Source organism: Stenotrophomonas sp. Steno-C17 (assembly GCF_056393165.1).
This window is the reverse complement of sequence record NZ_JBWJPD010000015.1, coordinates 70968-93320: the sequence shown is the minus strand read 5'-3', so window position 1 is coordinate 93320 and position 22353 is coordinate 70968. Positions and strand designations below refer to the sequence as shown.

Sequence of the window (22353 nt, the reverse complement as noted above, 5' to 3'; positions counted from 1 at the left end):
CCTCAGCGTGATGAGCTGGAACGGTTGCTGGAACGGCCGACATCCGGATCGAAGAAGTCGGGGATTTCGTGCTCGAAACTTTTCAGGTAGCGCGCGTAGCTGGCGGTGGCCTGGTCGCCCAGGATCGGCAGGCGCGGGCCCGCCTGTTGCCCGGAGGCCTGCAGTCGCAGCAGATTGCGCACGCTGTCACCGTGCTGCGGGCGTGCGGCGGCCTCTGCGGCTGCGGCGGCCGGCGGGTAGGCGGGCGCTGGCGCTGGCGGCGCCGGTGGTGCAGCGGCCACATCCACCGTTGCCAGCGGCGGCGCGGACTGCACGGTGGCTGCCGGCGCCGCACGATCGCCCAGCATCTGCCCGGTCAACGGGGCCTGCGTGGATTGCGCAGACGCCAGCGGGGCCGCCAGCGCCGCGGCGAGGGCGGCCAGTGGAAACACGGTACGCAGCAGAGCAGGCAGGGTCATGGCGTTCCCTCGTTGGCAGGGCGGGCGGAGCTGAAGCGCTCCAGCATGGACGGCGCCAGCTGCGCCGGCGCGCGATCGGCGGCCGGTTGGCGCCGGGCTTCGGCCGCCAGCCGCACGCCGCGGGCAGGGGCGGGTTCGGCGGGCGGCGCTGCGGTGGGTGCCACGGCGGCGGTCTGGCGTTGCTGCAGGCGGCTGCGGATCTGCTGTGCCTGCTGCTGGATGCTGCGCCGCGTCTCATCATTCAGATTCGCCTGCCGCGCCAGCTGCTCGGCGGTGGCCGTGTCACCGCGCAGCACTGCCCACAGTGACAGGTTGGCGGTGGCCTTGGCATTGCCCGGGGTCAGTTCCAAGGCCTTGGCCAATGGCTCACGTGCCTGTTCGAACTGCCCGGCGCGCAGGCGCGCATAGCCCAGGTCGCCCAGGTAGTCGGTGTTCAACGGTTGCAGCTGGCTGGCCCGGGCCAGCGCCTGTTCGGCCGCGGCATCATCGCCGGCGTGGGCGGCGATCAGGCCCAGCCCATGGGCGGCGGCGGCCGCCTGCGGGCCGTTGCCCAGCTGCTGGTACAGCGCGCTGGCCGCCGCGGTCTGCCCGGTCTCGCGCAGTGCATCGGCCTGCAGCAGGCGCAGCGCGGGCAGATCGCCATAGCGTTGGCGGAACGCATCCACGTGCGCCAGCGAGGCGTACCACGCGCCCTGCTGCTGCATGCGCGCAATCAGTTCCAGGTAGGTGTTGCGGCTGTCCTGTGGTGCCGGCGTGGGCTCGGCCAGCGTCGGCGTGTGCAGGTACTTGGCGGTGCTGGAGGCACAGCCGGTGGCCAGCGTTGCAAGGGCAAACAGCAGCAGGGCGGGGCGTGCGGCAGGCATGCAGGTCATCCCATCTTCGACATGGTGGTGGCCAGCGCAACCAGCGCCGGGCCGGAAAGCACCAGCATCAGTGCTGGCAGCAGGGTCAGCATCATCACCACGGTCATCTTCACCGACAGCTTGCCGACCTTCTCTTTCAGGGTGTTGCGGCGCTGCTCGCGCAGGCGCGCGCTGAACTGCTTCAACGGTTCCTGCACCGCACCGCCATGCGCGTGCACCTGCAGGATCAGCTGCACCAGGCTGGACAGGTCGTCATCGCCGTAGACTTCGTTCAAGCGGCGCAGCGACTGCGCGCGGCTGCGGCCGTGGGTGTAGGCCACGTTGGCTTCCTGCAGTTCGCCGCCCAGCACCGGCAGCGCTTCGCGCAGCTTGTCGCCCAGTGTCTGCAGGCTCTGGTCCATGCTGAAGCCCACGCCCTGCAGCAGGCGCAGCAGGTCGATCAACAAGGGAAGTTCGTTGTGCACGGCGCAGCGGCGGCGCTTCACCCATGCGCCCAGAACGAACTTGGGCAGCAGCAGGCCGGCGGCCAGCGCGCCGATCACCACCATCACTTTGGCCAGTCCCTGCGCATCGCTGAGGGCGATGGCCAGTGCGACCACCACGGCGGCCAGCAGCAGCCGCAGGCCCAGATAGATGGCGGTGCCGCGGCGGGTGTTCCAGCCGGCCAGATCCAGCAGCAGGCGGTCTTCGCTGGCCAGCAGCGCAGCCTCCAGGCGGCCGCCACTCAGTTGCCGGCCCAGCCGTTCCAGCCAGCCCAGCGAATCGCGGCGGTTGGCTTCGGTGTCCGCCTCCTGCGGCTGCAGGGCCGTCTTCAGGGCGGCCGCGCTGCGTGCCTCGCGCTGCCCGCGCACCCAGCCGCCCACGCCGAGCAGCGCCACGCCGGCGGCCAGCAACAGCAGGGCAAGCATCCACCACGTGTTGGCGCTCATCGTTCACCTCCGCGGGCGGCCAGGGCGGTCATAGCGACTTGGCCAGTCGGTACAGCAGGAATGCACCGAACAGTTCCAGGCCTATCGCCAGCGCCAGGATCTTGTGGCCCAGCGGGTGGTGCAGGATCGGCTGGAAGAAGTCCGGACTGGAAATGGCCATCAGCACGGCGCTGGCCGGCGGCAGCAGGCCCAGCACCCACGCCGACATGCGCGTTTCCGAGGTGGTGGCGGCCAGTTCCTGCTGGGCCTGTTCCAGGTCGCGCATGAAGTCGCCCAGCCGCTGCAGGATCTGGTCGGAACGTCCGCCGATGCGCACGCTGACCCCGATCACCACCGCCAGTACCTTCAGCACGTCCATGCAGTAGGGCTGGGCGGCCAGTGACAGCGCGCGGTCCAGTTCCATGCCGCCGCGCGCGTAGCGCACCGTGGTGTCCAGCAGTTCGCGCAGTGGCGCGCTGGTCTGCGTGCTGGCGACCTGGAAGGCGGCCTGCAGGCTGTTGCCCAGCGCGGTCAGCCGCACCAGGTTGTCCAGGAAGTCCGGTAACTGGTGCAGCAGCTTGGCCTGCAGCTTGCCGATCCGGCGCAGCAGCCACAGCCAGCAACCGATCAGGTACAGGCCCAGGGTGAGCGGGAACATCCAGGTGGTATCCAGCCGCGCCACGGCCACGGCCGCCAGCACCAGGCCTGGCGCCAGCAGCAGCAGCGGCAGCTTCCAGCCCGGTTGCAGGCCCGCGCGCTGCAGCAGCGGATCCCATGGCAGGGTGCGCCGGCTGCTGCTCGTGGCAGGCGCCGGCGGCGCGCGCTGGCCATCGGCCACCGCGTTGCTGGCGCCGCGGGCCAGCTGCTGTTCGGCATGCTGCAGCGACGCCTGCCGCTGCTCGCGACTGTGCGCGCTGCTCCACAGCCAGGCGGCCACGCCCAGCAGGACCGAGACCAGGCTCAACACCATCAGCAGCACGCCGGCGCCCATGCCTACAGGTCTCCGTACAGCGAGTCGCGCAGCTGCTGGCGGAACGGTTCCAGCTTGTGCGAATGCGGGTGGAAGCCCAGCCCGATCCAGCGGTCGATTTCGCGCCCGCTGCCGTCGATCTGCACCTCGTGGCGGAACATTTCCTGGGTGGTGATCAGGTTGTCGCTCACCCCGGTGATCTCGGTGATCGAGACCAGCACGCGGCGGCCGCTGCCCAGCCGCGAGATCTGCACGATGAAGTCGATGGCGCTGGCGATCTGCCGGCGCAGGCTGTCCTCGCTGCCCTGGAAGCCGGCAAAACCGGCCAGCATTTCGATGCGGTAGAGGCAGTCGCGCGGCGTGTTGGCGTGGATGGTCGCCATCGAGCCATCGTGGCCGGTGTTCATCGCCTGCAGCATCTCCAGCACTTCGGCGCCACGCACTTCGCCCACCACGATGCGGTCCGGGCGCATGCGCAGGCTGTTGCGCACCAGGTCGCGGATGCTGATCGCACCGTGGCCGTCGGCGCCGCCGATGCGGCTTTCCAGGCGCACCACGTGCGGGTGGTTCAACGACAGCTCGGCGGTGTCTTCCACGGTGATCACCCGCTCATTGGCCGGGATGTAGCTGGCCAGCGCGTTCAGCAGCGAGGTCTTGCCCGAGCTGGTACCGCCGGAGACCAGGATGTTGCAGCGCCCCAGCACCATCGCCTTCAGCAGCGCCTGCATCGGGGCGTCGAAGGTGCCCTTGGCCAGCAGTTCGTCCGGGGTGAATGGGTCCTTGCGGAACTTGCGGATGGAGACCATCGGGCCATCCACTGCCAGTGGCGCGATGATGGCGTTGAGACGGCCGCCGTTGGGCAGGCGCGCGTCCACCATCGGGTTGGAATCGTCCAGGCGGCGGCCAAGCGGGGCCAGGATGCGGCGCAGGATGCGCAGCAGGTGGGTATCGTCGGTGAAGCGCTGGGTGGCACGCTTGAGCTGTCCGCCCTGCGAAACGTGCACGTCCTTGAAGCCGTTGATCAGGATGTCTTCGATGGTCGGGTCATGCAGCAGGTCGTCCAGCGGCCCGAACCCGGTCAGTTCCTTCACCAGGCCGTCGGCCACCACCTGCATCTCTTCTTCGTTGATGGGGATGCGCCATTCCTGGATGAAGCTGACCGTCTGCACCTGCACCCAGCGCGCGATGGTGTCCGGTGCCCACGAATCGATGTCGATGCGCTCGTCTTCGATGCTGTTGAGCAGGTGTTCGTGCGCGGCCGAGAGCACCTTCTGGTACTGCTCGGTCTGCGCGAACGGCAGGACGCCCGGCGCCGCGTCGGGGGCGCTGGCACGGGCGAGGGCGTTCGGGAACAGGGTCACTTTGTCTTCCATTGCGATCCACCCAGGGCAAGGGCAAGTCTTTCCCGCAGGCCATTGGGCTGCACCGGGCAGGCGGCAGGGTCCAGGCGTTGGACCAGCGGGGCGAGGGCACGCAGGTACGGGTCGCGCGGCGCGTCCTGCAGCAGCAGATGACCGTGGCTGGCGGCGGTGCGAACGCGCGAGCGCTCGGGCAGCGTGGCCAGCAGCGGCAGTTCAAAGCGGCGCGCGATCTGCTCTGGGCTCATGCCGGCACTGTCATCGTGGCGATTGATCACCAGTTGCAGGCGCTTTTCGCGGTCGCGCTGTCCGGCAAGGTGCTTCAGCGCGTGGTCCAGCGAGACCAGGGTGGCAATGGACGCATCGGCCACCAGCCAGATCTCGTCGGCCTGTTCCAGCAGCAGGGGCGGCAACTGCCGCAGCGGGCAGCCGCCGGCATCGCACAGCACGCTGGCAAACACGCCGCGCAGGCGCTGCAGCAGCGCGCCCGGATCGGACGGTGGCACCGCATCGCTGCCGCTGGCACGGTCAAGCAGCACCAGGCCACTGTTGTGGCGGGCCATGGCGGTGCGCGCCAGGGTGGCGTCGATGCGGCTGGCGTTGCGCAGGGCATCTTCGTAGTGGAAGCGGCTGTCCAGGTTCAGGTACAGCGCAAGGTCGCCGGCAGGTTGCGCCAGTTCCAGCAGCAGGCCGTCCTGCGGGTTGCTTTCGCCCTGCGCCAGCAGATGGGTCTGCTGTGCCAGTACCGAAAGATGCGCGGCCAGCGTGCTGGTCCCCACGCCGGCGCGCACGCCCAGCAGCACGATCAGGCGGGCCTTGTGCGCCTGCTGTGCCACCACCGCGGTGCGCGGCGACAGGGCACGGCGCAGGGCGGCCTCGATGCCACTGTTGTCGCTGTCCAGATCCAGCACATCGCGCAGGCCGGCGCGCAGGGCCAGCACCACGCCTTCCACTTGTCCGGCGCTGGTGGCGCCTACTGCAACCAGCACCAGGTCGGGCAGGGTCTGCTGCAGCTGCTGCGCCAGCACCGTGGACGCCGAGGCATGCTCGGGCCGGAAGTCCAGCAGCACCAGGGTGTGGGGCCCGCGCTGCAGGTCCTGCGCCGAGGTCGGCTGGGTGCTGTCCTGCCAATGCAGTGCGGCGCCGGGCGGCAGCTTGGCTGCCAGGCGTGGCAGCAGCTCGCGGTCCATGCCGTACAGGACCAGGTTCATCGGTGGTCCGGCGGGATGCAGGGGCTGTGCGGTGGCATAGGGCATGGGGGTGTCCTTGCAGTGGCCAGTCAGCGCGAGAAGCCCGGCACCGGGTCGCGGCTGATCGGGCCCAGCAGCCAGGCCCCCCATTCGGGCAGGTTCGGGCGTGCTTCCTGTTCGCCGGGCAGCGGCAGTTCGGTATTGCGTGCCAGCGGCTGCACCAGTCGTGGGGTGACGATGATCACCAGCTCCTTGTCCTGGCGCTTGTAGTCGAAGTTGCGGAAGAACGAGCCGATGATCGGCAGATCCCCCAGCAGCGGAATCTTGTTCACCGTCGAGGCCACGCTGGAACTGACCAGGCCGCCGATCACGAAGCTCTCGCCATCACCCAGTTCCACCGTGGTGTCGGCGCGGCGGGTGGTGATGGAGGGAATCTGCACGCCGTCCAGCGCGATGGCGTTGCTGTAATCCAGATCGCTGGCCTCCGGTGCCACCTTCAGCGCAATGCGGTTGGGCGCCAGCACCGTCGGGGTGACGGTCAGGCCGATGCCGAACGGCTTGTAGGTGATGGTGGTGGTGCCCAGGCCCTGCGGCTCCAGGATCGGCAGCTCACCGCCGGCCAGGAAGCTGGCGCTCTGTCCGGAAAGCGCCACCAGGGTCGGTTCGGCCAGCACGCGGGCCATGCCGTTGGCCTGCAGCAGGTCGACGTCGGCATTCCAGCGGTGCTTGGTGGAACCGAACACCAGACGGAAGGCCGATGACAACGGCGAATCGTCTTCGTTGGCGCTGCCGCCTTCTTCCATGCCCGGCAGCAGCCCGGTGTCGCCGGCCAGGCGGCCGCCGGGGCGGGCAATGCCATAGGCGAACGAACCGTTCTTGTTCTGGAAATTGATGCCGATCTGTTTCAGCGCCGTCTTGTTGAACTCGACCACCTTCACTTCCACCTGCACCACGCCACCACTGGCTATGGTGGAGGCATCGGCCAGCAGACCGTCCTTGCCCAGCGCCATGGCGGCCGTCTTCTGTGCCTGCATGTGCGACAGCACGCTGTCCGTACTTCCCTGCAGCAGGCCCTGCTGGTCCTGCTGGGTGAACGACAGGCCGGTGCTGGCGACATCGGCGGCGCCCTGTACGGCGCTCTGCACGCGCACCTGCACGCGCTGCGGTTCGGTGCGGGTGCGGTGCCACAGCAGCAGGGTGGTGGTGCCGGGCGCCTTGCCCACCAGCAGCGCCTGGCGCTGCCCGCGCAGCATCACGATATCGGCCACGCCGGGATCGGCAATGGCCACCCGTTCCAGATCCGCGGGCAGGGTCCACGGGCGCTGCTCACGCGCCTGCAGCACCAGATCGTCGGCGGCCAGACTGGTGGCAGGCGCCAGCACCACCAGCAACAGGGCAAGCCAGCGCTGGCGCAGTGATCGGGCGGTGCGGTGGCGGCGTTGTGTCATGAAGGCTCCGGCATCCAGTCAAAGAGAACCACGGGGCGCAGCAGCATCGCCGCGGATGATTTCGATACCGGCCGGGCGCGGTGCACTGCGGCGCGGCGCGGGGGTGCGGGCGGTCGGTGTGGCGGGCGCGCGCTGGGCCACGCCCTTGCCGGCTAGGGCGTCGCCATCCAGCCCTGCAAACGCATTGTTTTCGGGGCGCTGCAGCGCGGCCTGCTGTTCGGCATCCAGGCCGCGCACGGGGTCGAGCACGCCCGGCGCGGGTGCAAACAGGGCGACGTCCGGCAGGCCGGTGTCGGCGGGGTTGCGCAGGGCCAGGAACAACTTGCCCTGCTGCGCGCCCAGCAGCAGGCGGTTGGCCTCGGCCACCGGCACCGCCAGCACCGCGCTGCGCGCAGGCTGGTTGGTTTCGGCGCTGCCCTTGCTGGTGCTGTGGCTGTTGGCAGAACCGGTGATGTCGGCCGCACGCGGGTCGCTGGTGTTTTCCGTGGTGGTTGCCGGTTCAACGGCTACCGGGGTGATGTCCTGCTGGCCGTAGCTGAGCACGCGCAGCCGCGACAGCAGCAGGCGGGTCTGCGCGGCATCCTGCACGCCGTTGATGGCGTTGCTGTTGCTGCGCAGGTTCAGAAAGACATCAACGAAGTCGCCGGGCAGGATGCGGTTGCCTGCGCCGACCAGCTCGTCCACCGGCACTGCCAGGGCGCGTTCACCGGGCCGCAGTTGCAGCGAGAAACCCTGCGCCAGCAGACTCTGGCTGAGGGTGCTGCCTTCGGCGATGTCCTGTACCGGCACCTTGCCGATCACGGCGGCCAGTTCGGTGGGCGCGCCGGGGACCGGTTGGGTGCGCTGGGCCAGCCGCACCCCGGCGGCGGTGATCGGCTCACCGGCAGGCAGCCGCGCAATGGCTTCCACCACGGTGATGGTGGCCGCGCCGGGCTGGCTGGCCAGTGGTGCCGCCGCCGGTGCGGCCGCAGGGGAGCGGCCGACAATGAACGCGGCCAATGCCAGCAGCACGGCCAGTGCGATCAGCGCGATGGCAGCAATGCGGGTCAGCTTCAACATGGTGCGCGTCTCCTGGTGCGTGGGTCAGTTGCTGCCCAGATCAAGCTGGGCCACGGCGCGGCTGCGGATGGGATCGCCCAGCACCCAGCCGTACAGCGTGCCGGTGCCGGGCAGGAAGGGGTGGGCGGCATAGTCGTAACTGACGGTGACGGTCACGCACTGCGCACTGGCCAGGCCGCTGCATGCGGCCAGCGGCGAAACCACGATCGCGCCGCTGCCGCCTGCGCTGCAGTCCGGCTGCTGGCCAGAGAACTGCAGCAGCCACTGCATCGAGCGGCGCGCAGCGGTGCAGGCGGCCACACGTCGCTCGTTCGCGCTGGCATAGCGCAGCGATGCACGTGCGCCTTCGGCCGATGCGGTTGCCAGGGTCTGCTGCGCGGCCATGATCATCACCCCGGAAAAGGTGAACATCAGCAGCGGGATCAGGCCAAGCATCAGCATCAAGGCAAATTCGATGGTGGCGGCGCCGCGCTGGCGGCGTGGGGTGCGCGGCTTCATGCGGTGCCCCCGTAGGTCGCGAGCAGCAGCCAAGCGATGGCGGCCAGTGCCAGATAGGTGGCGTAAGGCGCGCCCACGCGGCCCTGCCGGGCCTGCTGCATGCCGCGCAGGGCAGGGTGTGCCTGCCAGTGCTGCGCCTGCAGCGGCGTCGGCAGCCGCGGTGCCAGCACGCGGGCCGCGATGACCACAGCCGCATGCACACCGGCCGCCAGACTGGCGGTGATCCAGATCGGCAGCAGGGCCTGCCAACCCAGCAGCAGGCCGAGCGCCGCGAAGAACTTCACATCGCCCGCGCCCATCATGCGCAGCAGGTGGAACGGCAGCAGGGCGACCAGGCCGATCACTGCACCCAGTAGATGCACGGCCAGCGGCTGCGGAGCGTCGGTCAGGCGGCTGCCCAGCAACACGGCCAGCGCCAGCACGCACGCGGCCAGCAACCAGGCGTTGGGCACCCGGCGCGCATACAGGTCGCTGATCGCAACCCGCAGGCACAGTCCGATGGCCAGCAGTCCCAGCAGTGTCATTACGCACCCTCGTCGTCCTTTTGTCGCCGATTCCCGCCGCTGCGGCCGGGTGCCGCATCGCTGCGCGATGCTGGCCCCGGACGGGCGGCGATCGCGCGGGGTTCAGCCGCCGCTGCTGCTGCCGCCGCCGCTGGCCGAGCCGGCCGCATTGGTCACCACGTTCTTCAGCGTGGAGAACAGCGTTTCGAAGAAGTCGCGGATCTGGTCGTTGCCGACCGCTACCAGGATGCCGGCGATAACGGCGGCGAGCAGGCCGTATTCCAGCGCGGTAACGCCGTCTTCTTCTTTCAGGAACTTTTTGATGGAAGCATTCATGACGGTGATCTCCCTCTACCAGTCAGATGGTGTTGCAGGTCACTGCGAAGGCGATGGCCCGGCTCCGCCGGGGTCGTCCCTGGGCCTCCGCCTTCCTGGCGGAGCAGGCCCGGCGGATGGTTCCGCCAGGCGCATCTGCGAGGATCCGGCTGCCAGGGGCGGGCATCGGCGCAGGCGCACACGCTGCCGACCGGTCATGGCCGTTGCCTGTGCCTGCGGTGGCGCTGCGCATCTGCATCTCGTTCCCCCTGGGTGCGGCGGCTGAAGCAATGCCGGATCACCGTGCTATCGACTTTGCCTGAACGAAGGTGCGCTGCAACCGGAACCTATATGCAAATTCGGCAGAATCGGAAAAATCATGAAGATTTCAGGCCGGTTCTGTGATCGATATCCGTTGCCGGGCATAACGATTCACGAAAGTGCAGGAATCGTGATTATGTGATGGCTGCATGCGAAAACTGTGCCATTACCCTGTTTATATTCAGGAATGAACGCGTTGGCGGCAACGAAAGTGTGATCTGTTTACGGACACCGATTATCGGGCATACTCCCATTCAAGGTTATACGGTTTCCGATGGGTGGTAAGTGGCACGGCCGCCATCGGCATGCACCAGGCGGTTCGTGGAAGCAGTACACGCCCTGTCAGGCAGTGGGGGCGGTCCTGCGCGGCAAACCAACAGGGGAAAACACTGTCATGGTCGATGGTGGGGTGGCGGACAGCGCCGACAGCGGACTCAGGTCGATCGACCTGGCCACACTCAGCGGTGTGCTGCGGGTGTGCGACGTGGAACTGCTGCTGCTGGATGGCAACGGTCCGCGTGCGGCATTCGCTTCGCGGGTGCACGAAGAAGCCTTGTTCTGCAGTCTGCACTGCGGGTTCCATTGCCGTGGCCGGTTCATGCTGCCGCCGGACTGGGCCATGCTGGGGTATCTGCATACCACCGACGACACGCTCAGCTGGTGCCACGGCGTTCCGCTGGCGCCGGGCATGGCATTGACCATTCTTCCCGAGGGCATCAGCGAATTCACCCTGAGCCCCGGCACGCAGATGACCCTGATGCTGGTGCCGGTAGAACGCGTGCAGCGCAAACTGGCCGAGCTGAGCCTGCGCAGCACGCCGCCGGCCGGGCAGGCATTGTCACTGTTTACCCTGGGCGCCGACGAGCTGCCGCTGGCCCGGCATTATCACCAGCTGCACCAGCAGCTGGGCCAGGGCGGGGTATTGCAGGCCGAGGAAACCGAGCGCCTGCTGCACGAGCACGTGCAGGCGCTGCTGGCCACCGGCCCCGGTGATCGCCCGGGCTGCACCCGCGCGCGCCGCACCCATTACCTGATCGCCCAGCGTGCCGAGAACTTCATGCGGCTCAACCTGCGTCGCAATATATATATGAATGAAATCTGCGACGCCGCCGGGGTCAGCGAGCGCGGCCTGCGCTATGCATTTGAGGATCTGTTTGGCACCTCGCCCAACAGATACCTGTCGATGCTGCGGCTGTGCGCGGCCTGCCGCAGCCTGTCGATGGCCGATTCCAGCCGGCGCTCGGTCAAGGCCATCGCCCTCAGCTGCGGGCTGTGGGATCTTTCCCGGTTTGCCGATAATTACCGCAAGGTGTTCGGCGAACTGCCGCGCGACACGCTGATGCGCGCGCCGGCGCAGATGGGCCAGCCGGCCTGAAACCCCCGTTGCGTTGCTGAATACCCGGTTCTGCCGGTTTTGCATATCCGGCTGCCGAATCTGGCCGTCGTTTTGCCGGAATGCGCGATTGCCCTGCCGGAATGAAGTGCGCGCTGCGCACGGAAAGGCGCGGAATGTCAGTCACCTGCCTTGCGGCACTCCACTGACTTTCAAGCTGTACGCCTACGGGGGAATTGCTCATGAACCGCATCTACCGACGCGTCTGGAACCGCCAGCTCAATGCCCTGGTGGTCGCCTCGGAACTGGCCACCGGTGATAACAGCGGCGCGACGCTGCACGACGCGCGCAGCGCAATGCCGACGCCGAGCCTGCTGGCGCTGGCCCTGCTGTGTGCATTGGCCAGCGGAACCGCACACGCCAGCGAAAGCAACCAGTCGCTGCGTGACCTGCAGGCACTGGCGGCCAAGTACACGCAGGCGATGCCGGTAAAAATGGATGCCGAAGCCGCACTGGCGGCGCGTGCGCTGCCGACCAGCACGGCGACCAATGCCGATGCGCGTGTAGCGCTGCAGTTGAACACCGGCGCGCTGCCGATCGTGCGCGACGTGCTGCCGGTAAAAGTAAATGTCAGCCTGGGCGCGGCAACGCCGGGGCAGTCGGCACCTGCGCTGGGCGCACAGCTCAACGCCGCGGTCGCGCTGGGGGGAAGCGAAGCGGTTGCGCTGGATACCGGCGTGGTGGCGGCACTGCCGACCTCGGCGCAGGCGCCGCTGGCGGCGACGGTGCAGGCCAACGCGAAGGCGAACGTCGGCGTGGGTGGTCACACGGTAGCCGCGGTCGACGCCGCGCCCCGCGTCACTGTGGGCGGCAGCGTTGATCCAACTGCGCTGAAGGCGGCGGTGGACGGCAATGTCGACGCCAAGCTGGCCGTCATCGGCCAACGCATCGAAGGCGATGCCAACGTGGCGGCGACCACCACGGTCAGCCTGCCGGCCAAGGAAGAAACCCCGGGGGATACGGACGATCGTGCGATCACTGCCGCGTTCGATACCGGCGTGGCCGGCAATGTGCGCGTGCAGGGCCTGGATGGCCAGACCGTCGTGGCCGACCGCAACCTGAAGCTGGCCGCTGGCGCGACCGCCACGGCGCAGACCTCGGCGCTGGGGCTGGGCGGCTTGTTGAACGGCGTCGGTTCGGCGCTGGGTGGGGTAGGCGATGCCGTGGGCAGCCTGCTCAATGGCGATCTGAACGGCACGGTCGGCAATCTGGGCGGTGCGGTGGGTGGCCTGGTCGGCGGGGTGGTCGGTGGACTGGGACTGTCTTCGCCGTCGCCCATTGCGGCCAACACCGGCAAGGCACCGGTCGCTGGCGATCCCAATGCCGGCCTGATCATCGGCAACGGCGGCGTGGTCGGCGGCCTGGGCGCACTGATCGGCCCGACCACCAGTGGCCTGTTCGGTGGCGACGGCTACCTGAGCAACGGCAACCTGCGGGTCAGCACCGCCAACGTCATGCAGACCTATTCGGCGGTCAACGCGCTGGGCATTCCGCTGGTCAATGCCTCGCCGGTGGGCAGCACGCTGAACGGCCTGGGCGGCGCGGTCACCGGCGGCAACTCGCACCTGACCCTGATCGGCGGCGTGACCTCCGACAGCTACATCTACAACATCAACAACGGCAATCCCGGTGGCCTGCTGGGTCTGCTGCTGCCCTCCGATTCGCCGGAATGGGCCGGCAAGTGCCTGGACATCGGCCTGGCCGACATTTCGTGCTGGGCGGTGAACGCAGCACAGGACTACCAGGTGCTGATGGGCGACGGCGCCTACGCCAATGGCTCGCGCGAAGTGGTGATCGGTGCCAACGCACGCCACGAGCTGCCGCAGGTGGATGCCAACGTGGCCTTCCCCGGCAACGGCACCAATGACCCGACCAACCCCACCGGCGTGCCCACGGCCGACTACGCCGCACGCATGGGCCATTCGGTCATCGTCGGTGACAGCGCTGTCGGTACCGCCAACGGGCAGACCCTGCTCGGTGCCGAAGCCACCTCCAACCAGGCCAATTCGGTGGCACTGGGCTTCCGTTCGGCGGCGCTGCGCGGGGCGCAGGCCAGCTACAGCGCCTATGGCCTGACCGGCGCGCAGGTGTCGGCCGGTGAAGTGTCGGTGGGCAGCGCCAACGGCGGCGAACGCCAGATCACCAACCTGGCCGCCGGTAGCGCCACCACCGATGCGGTGAACGTGGCCCAGCTGCAGGGCGCCATCTCGCAGATCCAGGCGGTGGGCGATGCGGCGGTGACCTACGATCTGGACGGCGCGGGTGAGCCGATCTACACCCGCGTCACCCTGGGCAACGGCACCGGCGCCACCACGGTGGCCAACCTGGCCGCCGGCGCGGTCAATGCAGGCAGCACCGAGGCGGTCAACGGCGCGCAGCTCTACGCCAGCAACGATGCCATCGCGCGCTTCTTCGGTGGCCAGGCCGCCTTCGATCCGGCCACCAGTGTGTTCACTGCGCCGCTGTTCCAGATCAGCACCATCGGCAGCGATGGCGCGATCGTGCAGGGTGCCTATGACAATGCCACCGACGCTTTCGCGGCGGTGGATGGCTCGCTGGTCAATCTCAACACGCAGATCACCGACATCCGCAACGGCGGCACCAAGTACCTGCGGGTGAATTCCACCGGCGTAGAAGCGCTGGCCGCGGGCGCCGATTCGATTGCGGTCGGCACCAACGCACAGGCCAGTGCAGCCAACAGCATCGCCGTCGGTGCGGGCAGCCTGGCCGACCGTGACAACACCGTCTCGGTAGGCGCGGCCGGAGCGGAGCGGCAAATCACCAACGTGGCGGCGGCCACCGCGGCCACCGATGCGGTGAATCTGTCGCAGCTGCAGGCGTCGGAAGAGGGCGCGCTGCGCTATGACCTCAATGGCGATGGCAGCGTGAACTATGCCAGCGCCACCCTGGGCCAGGCCGGCACCGCCACCACGCTGCGCAACCTGGGGCCGGGGCAGGTCAGCGCGGCCAGCACCGAAGCGATCAATGGCGCACAACTGTTCGCGGCCAACCAGACTCTGGCCACCCATCTGGGTGGGGGCGCCACGGTCGATGCCAGCGGTGTGGTGCTGGCGCCTACTTACACCTTGAACAACGTGGCCGCCGACGGCTCGCTCAGCCAGGGCAGTTACAACGACGTCGGCACCGCGTTCGATGCGGTGAGCGTGTCGCTGGCCAACGTGGCCGAGCAGAGCGACGAGCTGGACGCGCGGGCCGTGAAGTACGACGTGGATGGCAGCGGCAACGTGGTCGATTCGATCACCCTGAGCGGTACCGGCGGCGCACCGGTGAAAGTGACCAACGTCGCCGCGGGCAGCATCCTGGCCGGCAGCAGCGATGCCATCACCGGCGACCAGCTGTTTGCCACCCACACCACGGTGGCCAGCTACTTCGGCGGCAGCACCACCTATGACGGCAACACCGGCCTGTGGGTGGCGCCCAGCTTCCGCATCTCCTCCATCGCCACCGACGGCACGCTCATCCAGAACGATTACAGCAACGTCACCGCCGCCTTCTCGGCGGTGGACGGCTCGCTGCAGGTACTGAACCAGCGCATCAGCAGCGGCGGCAGCAGCCCGTACCTGGCGGTCAATTCCACCGCCGCAGCCGCTACCGCAGGCGGCGCCGAAGCACTGGCGCTGGGGCCGCAGGCCAGCGCGGCCGGCGCCGGCAGCGTGGCCGTGGGCAACGGTGCCAGTGCCAGCGCCGACAACAGCGTGGCCCTGGGCAGCGGCGCCGTCGCCAGCGTCGGCGCGCAGACCGGCTACACCGGCGCGTACGGCCAGGCCGGTGCCAGCAACTCGGCCGGCGAAGTGTCGGTGGGCAGCACCGGCAGCGAGCGCAAGGTCACCCACGTGGCCGATGGTTCGGACACCTACGATGCGGTGAACGTGGGCCAGTTGAACAACGGCGTGAACTACGCCATCGACCAGTCCAAGGCCTACACCGACCAGAAGATCCAGAACATCACCAACGTGGCGGGCAGCTTCCGCGCCAACAACAGCAACAATCTGGCAGACCCGGCCGCGACCGGCGCCAATTCCGCCGCCGGCGGTGCCGGTTCGGTGGCGGCCGGTGCCAATTCCACCGCGCTGGGCAACGGTGCCCAGGCGCAGGCCGACAATGCGGTGGCGCTGGGCGCCGGCTCGGTGGCCGACCGTGCCAACACGGTGTCCGTCGGTGCCGCCGGCGCAGAACGCCAGGTGGTCAACGTGGCCGATGGCAGCGCCGCCACCGATGCGGTGAACGTGCGCCAGTTGCAGGCCTCGCAGCAGGGCAACATCCGCTACGACACCACCACCAACGGCGCCACCAACTACAACAGCGTGACCCTGGGCACCACCAGCAGCGGCCCGACCACCGTGCGCAACGTGGCCGCCGGTACCGCCGGCACCGATGCGGTGAACGTGGACCAGCTGAAATCCGGCATGGCGCAGACCCTGGATTGGTCCAAGGCCTACACCGACGAGCGCATGGGCGGCTTCGAGCGCAACCTGCGCAAGACCGACAACCGCGCCTCGGCAGGCGTGGCCTCGGCCATGGCCACCGCCTCGCTGCCGCAGCCCAGCGAGGCCGGCCGCAACATGGCCTCGTTCGCGGCAGGCAGCTACAACGGCGAATCCGGCGTGGCCGTGGGTATTTCCGGTGTCTCCGAGGGCGGGCGCTGGATCTACAAGTTCAGCGGTTCCACCAACAGCCGTGGCGAAGCCGGCGTGGCCGTCGGTGCCGGCATCCAGTGGTGACGCGCGCGGTCCGGGTGCAGCCGTGCCCGGGCCGCGTTTCCAGCACAACAGGGGGAAGTCCATGAAACCGCATCGCATCCTGCGTTCCCGCCGCATCGTCGCCTGGCTGGTGCTGCTGCTCGTGCTCGGTCTGCTGGCCGCATGCCGCAGCCACGCACCGGCAGGGGAGAGTCCCGGCGCCAGCACCGTGGTCTTCCCGGACGCCGGCAAGGCCTCGCTGAAGGAAGGCATCTACCCGGACATCGCCGACCTGCGCCGGTTCGCGCCGGGCATGAGCAAGCGCCAGCTTTACACCCTGCTGGGCACGCCGCACTTCAACGAAGGCATGTGGGGCGTGCGCCAGTGGAACTACCTGTTCAACTTCCGCACCGCGCAGGGGGCCGAGTACTTCACCTGCCAGTTCCAGGTGCGCTTCGATGACAAGGGCATCGCCCAGGGCGGCTACTGGAAGCCCGAATCCTGCGCCGCCGTGCTCGACCCGCCCCGTCCGCCGCCGCCGCCGCAGGCCGCTGCGCTGCCGGAACAACCGCTGCAGCTGTCGGCCGATGCTCTGTTTGCCTTCGACAGCGCCGCGCTCAGCGCCAACGGGCAGCAGGTGGTGCAGGGCGTGCTGGGGCAGGTGCGGGAAGCCAGCCAGGTGCAGTCCATCCAGGTGGTGGGTTACACCGACCGAATCGGCAGCGCCGCGTACAACCAGCACCTGTCGCAACGGCGCGCCGAGGCCGTGCGCAGTGCGCTGGTCCAGGGAGGGGTCCCTGGTACCAGCATCCGTGCGGAAGGACGCGGCGCTGCCGACCCGCTGGTGCAGTGCGCGCAGCGTGATCGCCGGCAGCTGATCGAGTGCCTGGCGCCGAACCGGCGCGTGCAGATTGCCGGCGTGGCCCGGCCGCATTGACCGCCTCACCGCCAGCCCTCGGCTGGCACCCCGTGTTTCCCCCCTGGTCTACCGGCGGGCAGGGTACGTCTCCCCCGTCACCCTGCCTGCCGGTGGTCCAGGATTCATCCGGTGCCCACGATGAACGCCCAATTCCTGCCCCTGCGCATGAAGACCGATGAGACGCTGACCGTGTATGGCCCGCTGGGCAACCATGCGGTGGTGCGTATCCCCGGGCGGCGGCTGCCCGGACTGATCGTGCAGGCCGATACCGTGCTGGGCTTCCTGGCGCAGTTGCAGGAAGCGCAGGCCAGCCTGCGCAGCGGCCGGGCGCAGCGCGCCGATGCCGAGCTGGACATGCTGGTGGATCTGCTGCAGCAGTGGCACGCGCTGATCGAATCGCGCCTGGCCGACGCGGGTGAAGCGTTGTAGCCTCGCGTCCGCGCCGGGGTTACTCGCCGTCGTCCACGCGTTCGCCCATCAGCTCGCGCTGGCGCTTGTCCAGTTCTTCGGCGTAGCGCTTGCGCACGAATGCTTCGGAGACGACCCCCAGCACTTGGCCGTCGCTGGCGACTACCGCCAGTTCATCGGCCTGGGTCTGGTCGAAGCGCTGCATCACGCTCACCACGTCGGCGCTGGCTGACAGGGCCACGTCCCGGTTCTCGGCAAAGTCAGCCAGCGGGGCATCGGCTTTCACTCCGTCGCCGAACAGGCGGGCGATCTGCACGATGCCGGCATAGTGGCCTTCGCCATCGATCAGGATCACCCGGGTGCCCGAGCCCAGCGGAAAGCGCTGGCGGAAGTCCGCTGCGTCCAGACTGTCGGGGGCCGTGGCCACGCCCTTGCGCATCATCCGCCCGGCGCTGAGGTTGTGCACCCAGCCCACGTCACGCGCGCTGCGGATGTTTTCACCGCGCAGGTGCATGCGCCAGGTGGAGAACGAGTAACCGAACCACTGCCGCACCAGCGTGCTCGACACCAGCACGGCACTCATCACCACACTGGTCAGCAGGAAGTCGTGGGTGCCTTCCAGCACCAGCATGGCCATGGTCATCGGCGCGCCCACCACCGCCGCGGCCAGCGCAGCCATGCCGGCCAGGGCGGCCGAGGTGGCGTCGATCACCGCCACCCCCGTGGCCAGCGCCAGCAGGCCGGCGAACAGCGCGCCCACCAGCGTGCCCATGAACAGCGAGGCGAAGAACAATCCGCCGCGGAAGCCGAAGCCGAGGGAGATGCCCGAGGCCAGGCATTTGAGCGTCAGCAGGCCGCCGATCCAGATCAGCGGCAGGTGGGTGGTCAGGTCCAGGTGCAGGGCGCCGTGCCCGGATGACAGCACCTGCGGGCTGGCCAGCGCCAGCGGAATCAGCAGCAGACCACCGACCACCGGGCGGCCCCAGGCGGGCAGGGGGCTGCGCTTGACCCCGCCTTCGATCGAGGCGATCAGGCGCATGATGACGATGCCCACCATCGCGCAGCAGCAGCCCAACAGGCCGTAGATCGCATAGTCGGCCGCGCGCACGTCGATGGTCGCTGCGGCCGGCAGCAGGTAGGCATCCATGCCGGCCTGGTCGGCCACGAAGGCACCGGCCAGCGCGGCCACCGCCACCGGCGCCAGCGCCGAGGGCGTGTAAGCGCCGATCACGATCTCGAACGCGTAGAACGCGCCGGCCAGGGGCGCGCCGAAGGCTGCGGCAATGGCACCGGCCGCACCGGCCCCCACCAGGGTGCGCACATCGTTGCGGCGCAGGCGCATCACCCGGCCCAGCTGCGAACCGCTGCCGGCGCCCATCTGCGTGTACGAGGCCTCCAGCCCGACCGAGGCACCGCAGCCGTTGGACAGCAGGGTCTGCACCAGCACGATCAGGTTGTCACGCATCGACATGCGGCCGCCGTGCAGGGCATTGGCTTCCACGGCATCCAGCAGCGGTCGTTTCAGGCGGCTGGCGGCCAGGCTGACCAGGCCCACCAGCAGGCCGCCCAGCGGCAGCACCAGCAGCGCGGTCCACGCCAGCGAGGGCAGCGAGCTCAGTCGCATGCCCTCGTCCAGTCCGTACAGGGACGCCTGCAGGCTGCGCGCCAGCCCGGCCTGCAGCAGGGTCAGGCTGCCGGCGATCAAGCCGACCACCAGCGCCAGTGCAATGAACCACAGGTCGCTGCCACGCAGGCGCAGGCGCAGACCCTGGAAGGCCAGATGCAGGCGCGGTGGCGACACGGGGGGCGACATGGTGGCGGCATGATACGCCGCCGCCGTGATCGCCACCCTCACCGCATCAGGCGGCTACGCGCTCAGAAGCGGTAGCGGCCCTGCACGTAGAACGTACGCGGCGCGGCGACCATGCGCCCGGCATTGCCGTCCACGTTGCGGGTGTACCAGCGCTTGTCGGCCAGGTTGTTCACGCCCACGGCGATCTCGCTGTCGCCCAGCCCCGGCACCTGCCAGGCCACCTGCGCGTTCCACAGGCGCACGCCGGGCACGCGGCCCACGCGCGCATCGGCGCTCTCGGCCCAGGTGTTGGCGGCGTCAGAGAACTGGCCGCTCTGGTGGGTGCTGGACAGGTTGAAGGTCCAGGCGGCCAGCGCATAGCGGGCGCCCACGCTGTCGGTGTCGCGCGAATAGAACGGCACGTCCAGGCCGCGGTTGTCACCGGACTGCTGGATTGCCTTGGTCCAGGTGTAGTTCGCGTACAGCTCCAGGCCGGCCAGTGCGCTGTCCTCGGCGAACTGGTAGGCCAGCGCGCTTTCCACGCCCTTGTGGTCGGTGGCGCCGATGTTCTGGAAGGTGGCCGGGGTGATGCCCGGCACCTGCAGGATCTGGTTGTCGAAGCGCATCTTGAACACGGTCACTTCCGCGCGCAGCGCGCCATCCTGCCAGCGCGCACCCAGTTCGGTGGTCTTGGCCACTTCCGGGTTCAGCGGGTTGCTGGCGGTCTGCGAATTGAGCTGGATGTTCTGCACCGGCCCGAAGGAGGTGGTGTAGTTGCCGAACACGGTCAGCTGCGGGGTCAGCAGGTAGGCGATGTTCAGCGACGGCAGCGCCTTGTCGTTGCGGCTGCTGAACGTGGCGGTGCCACCGGCCTGGCGGCGGTCCATGTCGATCCACTCCATGCGCACGCCCGGGGTGATGCGCCACTGGCCCACGGCGATGCGGTCGTCGATGTAGAACGAATGCGCGTCGGTGGCGTTGTTGAAGCGGGTGGTGGCACTTTCCGCGCCGGTGCGGCGGGTGATGGTGTAGCTGCGGTCGTTGCCACGCTCGCGCAGGAAGCGGTAGCCGGCGGTGACGTCATGCACGGTGCTGCCCCAGTGCAGGCGCTGGGTGTAGCGCGGTTCGATGCCCAGCACGCGGTAATCGCGCGGCTGCACGGTGATCTGCGTGTTGGCCGCGTTGATGAGCGCGCTGGCGCGGTTGCTTTCGTTGTAATACGCCAGCACTTCGAATTCGCTGCTGTCGGACAGCGTATTGGTGTAGCCCAGGTCGATGCCGGCGCGGTGGCCCTTCCAGAAATCGGTCGGGCGGGTGTTCTGGAACGGGTCCGATTCGTACTGGGCGCGGGTCAGGCCACCGGGGGTGAGCGAGCGCACGTTGTAATACGACAGCTTCGCGCGCAGCTCCTGGCGCGCGTCCAGCGCATAGGCGAACTTCAGCGCCAGATCGTCGAAACGGTCGTCGCTGCCCTGGCGCCAGCCACGGCCATCCTGGCCGGAATACAGCAGGGCCATGCCCAGGCCGTTGTCCGCCGTACCACCCAGGAAGGCGTTGTACTGCGTGCTGTCGCCACCGCCGTGGTCGTTGGCGCTGTAGCGCACGCCGGCCTCGCCGTGCAGGCCGGCCTCGGTGGGAATGGCGCGGGTGCTGAAGTTGATGATGCCGCCCACGTTCTGCGGCCCGTAGCGCACCGCGCCGCCGCCACGCACCACGTCGATCGATTCGATGTTGGACAGGCTGGTGGGGGCAAAGGAGAGCTGCGGCTGGCCGTAGGGCGCCACCGCCAGCGGTACACCGTCCAGCAGCACGGTGGAGCGCGGCGAGTAGCGACCGGTCAGGCCGCGCACACCGATGTTCAGCGAGATCGAGCTGCCGGCGGTGCCCGAGTTGTCGGTCACCTGCACGCCGGGGATGCGGCGCATGGCATCGCCGATGCTGGCCGCGCCGCTGGCGTCGATGCTCTGGCGGTCGACCACGGTGCGGGCGCCGGCGAAGCTCTTGACGCTGTCGTGCAGGCCGGTGCCCAGCCAGCTGCCCGAGATCTGGATGCTGTCCAGCGTGGTGGCAGTGTCCTGCGCCTGGGCGGTGGCGGACAGGCACAGGGCAAGGGCGGCGGCCAGCGGCAGGCGCGCGCCGGGGCGCAGGGTACGGGTAGGCATCGGGGCAGGTCGGGAAGGGTGGTAAATGAGAATTATTGCTGATTGGTTGCAGGAAGGGAATCGGCCGCCCACTCAGGGCCCGGCCCCCGGTGCTAAAGTGCTGGGCTGCTTCCTGATACCGCGAGAATTCCATGTCCAACGCCGCCTTCTACCCCGTCGGAACCCCTGGCCAGCCGTGGGGTGAGGCCGAGCGTGAACAGTGGCGGGGCCGCCAGCAGCGTCTGCGCCGCTACGACCAGGACGTGCTGCCGCGCATCGAGGCGCTGGCCGGTCGCTTCGACACGGTGGCCTATGGTCAGCTCGACTACGCAGGCGAGACCTACACGCTGTTCGCCCTGCGCAGCCGCGACTGGAACCCGGCGCTGCCGGCCGTGCTGGTTACCGGCGGCGTGCACGGCTACGAGACCAGCGGGGTGATGGGGGCGCTGCAGTTCGTGGAAGACCACGCGGCGCGTTACGCGGGGCAGGCCAACGTGCTGGTGGCGCCGTGCGTGAACCCGTGGGGCTACGAGCGCATCAACCGCTGGAACCATGATGCGATCGATCCGAACCGCAACTTCCGCAGCGATGGCCCGGCGCGGGAATCGACCGCGCTGATCGAGCTGATCGCCCCGTACAAGGGCCAGTTCGCGCTGCACATCGACCTGCACGAAACCACCGACAGCGATGAGAGCGAGTTCCGTCCGGCGCTGGCCGCGCGCGATGGCAAGCCGTTCGAACCGGGCCTGATTCCCGATGGTTTCTACCTGGTGGATGACAGCGAGAACCCGCAGCCGGCGTTCCAGCAGGCGGTGATCGCCGCGGTGGAGCAGGTGACCCACATCGCCCCGGCCGACGACAAGGGCGAGATCATCGGTTCGCCGGTGGTGGCGCACGGGGTGATCGAATACCCGCTGGTGAAGCTGGGCCTGTGCGCGGGCATCACCGGCGCGAAGTACACCACCACCACCGAGGTCTACCCCGACAGCCCGCGCGCTACGCCGCAGCAGTGCAACGATGCGCAGGTGGCGGCGGTGTGTTCGGCGCTGGAGTACGCCCTGGCGCATCGTTGATGCGGGGTGGTCATCCACGCGTGGCGTGGATCTACT

At 68.9% G+C, this 22353-nt stretch carries 18 protein-coding genes; 5 read left to right on the top strand and 13 right to left on the bottom strand.

Translation table 11 applies throughout. The features are described 5' to 3' along the window. Nucleotides 1–2: 2 nt before the first annotated feature. The 11 genes from AC06FA_RS14365 to AC06FA_RS14315 form a co-directional block, all read right to left on the bottom strand. Nucleotides 3–458: a DUF3613 domain-containing protein gene (locus tag AC06FA_RS14365; RefSeq protein ID WP_478068897.1), complete on the bottom strand. Its 456-nt coding sequence runs from the start codon at nt 456–458 to the stop codon at nt 3–5. Then, on the bottom strand, nt 455–1321 hold the full coding sequence (locus AC06FA_RS14360) for a tetratricopeptide repeat protein (RefSeq protein WP_478068896.1): 867 nt from the start codon (nt 1319–1321) through the stop codon (nt 455–457). Before AC06FA_RS14360 ends, AC06FA_RS14365 begins: the two co-directional genes overlap by 4 nt. Nucleotides 1322–1326: 5 nt before the next feature. Continuing rightward, on the bottom strand, nt 1327–2250 hold the full coding sequence (locus AC06FA_RS14355) for a type II secretion system F family protein (RefSeq protein ID WP_478068895.1): 924 nt from the start codon (nt 2248–2250) through the stop codon (nt 1327–1329). Nucleotides 2251–2278: 28 nt separating this feature from the next. Next, nucleotides 2279–3220, bottom strand: coding sequence for a type II secretion system F family protein (locus tag AC06FA_RS14350; RefSeq protein ID WP_478068894.1), 942 nt, complete (start codon nt 3218–3220; stop codon nt 2279–2281). A 2-nt stretch (nt 3221–3222) separates the two neighbouring features. Further along, entirely contained in the window at nt 3223–4572 is a 1350-nt protein-coding gene (locus AC06FA_RS14345; RefSeq protein WP_478068893.1) for a CpaF family protein, read from the bottom strand. Further along, nucleotides 4557–5813 carry a CpaE/TadZ family protein gene (locus AC06FA_RS14340; RefSeq protein WP_478068892.1) on the bottom strand — a complete coding sequence of 419 codons (1257 nt, stop codon included), beginning with the start codon at nt 5811–5813 and terminating at the stop codon, nt 4557–4559. The genes AC06FA_RS14345 and AC06FA_RS14340 overlap by 16 nt, the downstream gene beginning before the upstream one ends. Before the next feature lie 23 nt (nt 5814–5836). After that, nucleotides 5837–7195, bottom strand: a complete 1359-nt coding sequence (locus AC06FA_RS14335) for a type II and III secretion system protein family protein (protein ID WP_478068891.1) — start codon at nt 7193–7195, stop codon at nt 5837–5839. 18 nt (nt 7196–7213) lie between these two features. Further along, nucleotides 7214–8254, bottom strand: a complete 1041-nt coding sequence (cpaB, locus tag AC06FA_RS14330) for a Flp pilus assembly protein CpaB (protein WP_478068890.1) — start codon at nt 8252–8254, stop codon at nt 7214–7216. Between the two features lie 24 nt (nt 8255–8278). Beyond that, nucleotides 8279–8752, bottom strand: coding sequence for a TadE/TadG family type IV pilus assembly protein (locus AC06FA_RS14325; RefSeq protein WP_478068889.1), 474 nt, complete (start codon nt 8750–8752; stop codon nt 8279–8281). Beyond that, a complete protein-coding gene (locus tag AC06FA_RS14320) occupies nt 8749–9276 on the bottom strand; it encodes an A24 family peptidase (RefSeq protein ID WP_478068888.1) in 528 nt (175 codons plus the stop codon). The genes AC06FA_RS14325 and AC06FA_RS14320 overlap by 4 nt, the downstream gene beginning before the upstream one ends. A 102-nt stretch (nt 9277–9378) precedes the next feature. Then, entirely contained in the window at nt 9379–9591 is a 213-nt protein-coding gene (locus AC06FA_RS14315) for a Flp family type IVb pilin (protein ID WP_478068887.1), read from the bottom strand. A 694-nt stretch (nt 9592–10285) separates the two neighbouring features. On the opposite strand from AC06FA_RS14315, the gene AC06FA_RS14310 reads away from it, so the two are divergent. The 4 genes from AC06FA_RS14310 (at nt 10286) to AC06FA_RS14295 (ending at nt 17332) form a co-directional block, all read left to right on the top strand. Beyond that, nucleotides 10286–11266, top strand: a complete 981-nt coding sequence (locus AC06FA_RS14310) for an AraC family transcriptional regulator (RefSeq protein ID WP_478068886.1) — start codon at nt 10286–10288, stop codon at nt 11264–11266. Between the two features lie 200 nt (nt 11267–11466). Beyond that, nucleotides 11467–16026: a YadA-like family protein gene (locus AC06FA_RS14305; protein WP_478068885.1), complete on the top strand. Its 4560-nt coding sequence runs from the start codon at nt 11467–11469 to the stop codon at nt 16024–16026. A 61-nt stretch (nt 16027–16087) separates the two neighbouring features. Then, entirely contained in the window at nt 16088–16921 is an 834-nt protein-coding gene (locus AC06FA_RS14300) for an OmpA family protein (RefSeq protein WP_478068884.1), read from the top strand. A gap of 120 nt (nt 16922–17041) precedes the next feature. Next, nucleotides 17042–17332 carry a DUF6959 family protein gene (locus AC06FA_RS14295; RefSeq protein WP_478068883.1) on the top strand — a complete coding sequence of 97 codons (291 nt, stop codon included), beginning with the start codon at nt 17042–17044 and terminating at the stop codon, nt 17330–17332. A gap of 19 nt (nt 17333–17351) precedes the next feature. Here AC06FA_RS14295 and AC06FA_RS14290 read toward each other — a convergent pair whose 3' ends face one another. Beyond that, nucleotides 17352–19124 carry a chloride channel protein gene (locus tag AC06FA_RS14290; protein WP_478068882.1) on the bottom strand — a complete coding sequence of 591 codons (1773 nt, stop codon included), beginning with the start codon at nt 19122–19124 and terminating at the stop codon, nt 17352–17354. Between the two features lie 62 nt (nt 19125–19186). After that, nucleotides 19187–21265 carry a TonB-dependent receptor family protein gene (locus AC06FA_RS14285; protein WP_478068881.1) on the bottom strand — a complete coding sequence of 693 codons (2079 nt, stop codon included), beginning with the start codon at nt 21263–21265 and terminating at the stop codon, nt 19187–19189. Nucleotides 21266–21396: 131 nt separating this feature from the next. Here AC06FA_RS14285 and AC06FA_RS14280 point away from each other — a divergent pair, with 131 nt between their 5' ends. Further along, entirely contained in the window at nt 21397–22317 is a 921-nt protein-coding gene (locus tag AC06FA_RS14280) for a M14 family metallopeptidase (RefSeq protein WP_478068880.1), read from the top strand. Nucleotides 22318–22353: the final 36 nt, after the last annotated feature.

Coding starts and splice junctions, on each gene's coding strand:
- AC06FA_RS14365 (WP_478068897.1), bottom strand. CDS start 458: ATGACCCTGCCTGCTCTGCTGCGTACCGTGTTTCCACTGGCCGCCCTC.
- AC06FA_RS14360 (WP_478068896.1), bottom strand. CDS start 1,321: ATGCCTGCCGCACGCCCCGCCCTGCTGCTGTTTGCCCTTGCAACGCTG.
- AC06FA_RS14355 (WP_478068895.1), bottom strand. CDS start 2,250: ATGAGCGCCAACACGTGGTGGATGCTTGCCCTGCTGTTGCTGGCCGCC.
- AC06FA_RS14350 (WP_478068894.1), bottom strand. CDS start 3,220: ATGGGCGCCGGCGTGCTGCTGATGGTGTTGAGCCTGGTCTCGGTCCTG.
- AC06FA_RS14345 (WP_478068893.1), bottom strand. CDS start 4,572: ATGGAAGACAAAGTGACCCTGTTCCCGAACGCCCTCGCCCGTGCCAGC.
- AC06FA_RS14340 (WP_478068892.1), bottom strand. CDS start 5,813: ATGCCCTATGCCACCGCACAGCCCCTGCATCCCGCCGGACCACCGATG.
- AC06FA_RS14335 (WP_478068891.1), bottom strand. CDS start 7,195: ATGACACAACGCCGCCACCGCACCGCCCGATCACTGCGCCAGCGCTGG.
- cpaB (WP_478068890.1), bottom strand. CDS start 8,254: ATGTTGAAGCTGACCCGCATTGCTGCCATCGCGCTGATCGCACTGGCC.
- AC06FA_RS14325 (WP_478068889.1), bottom strand. CDS start 8,752: ATGAAGCCGCGCACCCCACGCCGCCAGCGCGGCGCCGCCACCATCGAA.
- AC06FA_RS14320 (WP_478068888.1), bottom strand. CDS start 9,276: ATGACACTGCTGGGACTGCTGGCCATCGGACTGTGCCTGCGGGTTGCG.
- AC06FA_RS14315 (WP_478068887.1), bottom strand. CDS start 9,591: ATGAATGCTTCCATCAAAAAGTTCCTGAAAGAAGAAGACGGCGTTACC.
- AC06FA_RS14310 (WP_478068886.1), top strand. CDS start 10,286: ATGGTCGATGGTGGGGTGGCGGACAGCGCCGACAGCGGACTCAGGTCG.
- AC06FA_RS14305 (WP_478068885.1), top strand. CDS start 11,467: ATGAACCGCATCTACCGACGCGTCTGGAACCGCCAGCTCAATGCCCTG.
- AC06FA_RS14300 (WP_478068884.1), top strand. CDS start 16,088: ATGAAACCGCATCGCATCCTGCGTTCCCGCCGCATCGTCGCCTGGCTG.
- AC06FA_RS14295 (WP_478068883.1), top strand. CDS start 17,042: ATGAACGCCCAATTCCTGCCCCTGCGCATGAAGACCGATGAGACGCTG.
- AC06FA_RS14290 (WP_478068882.1), bottom strand. CDS start 19,124: ATGTCGCCCCCCGTGTCGCCACCGCGCCTGCATCTGGCCTTCCAGGGT.
- AC06FA_RS14285 (WP_478068881.1), bottom strand. CDS start 21,265: ATGCCTACCCGTACCCTGCGCCCCGGCGCGCGCCTGCCGCTGGCCGCC.
- AC06FA_RS14280 (WP_478068880.1), top strand. CDS start 21,397: ATGTCCAACGCCGCCTTCTACCCCGTCGGAACCCCTGGCCAGCCGTGG.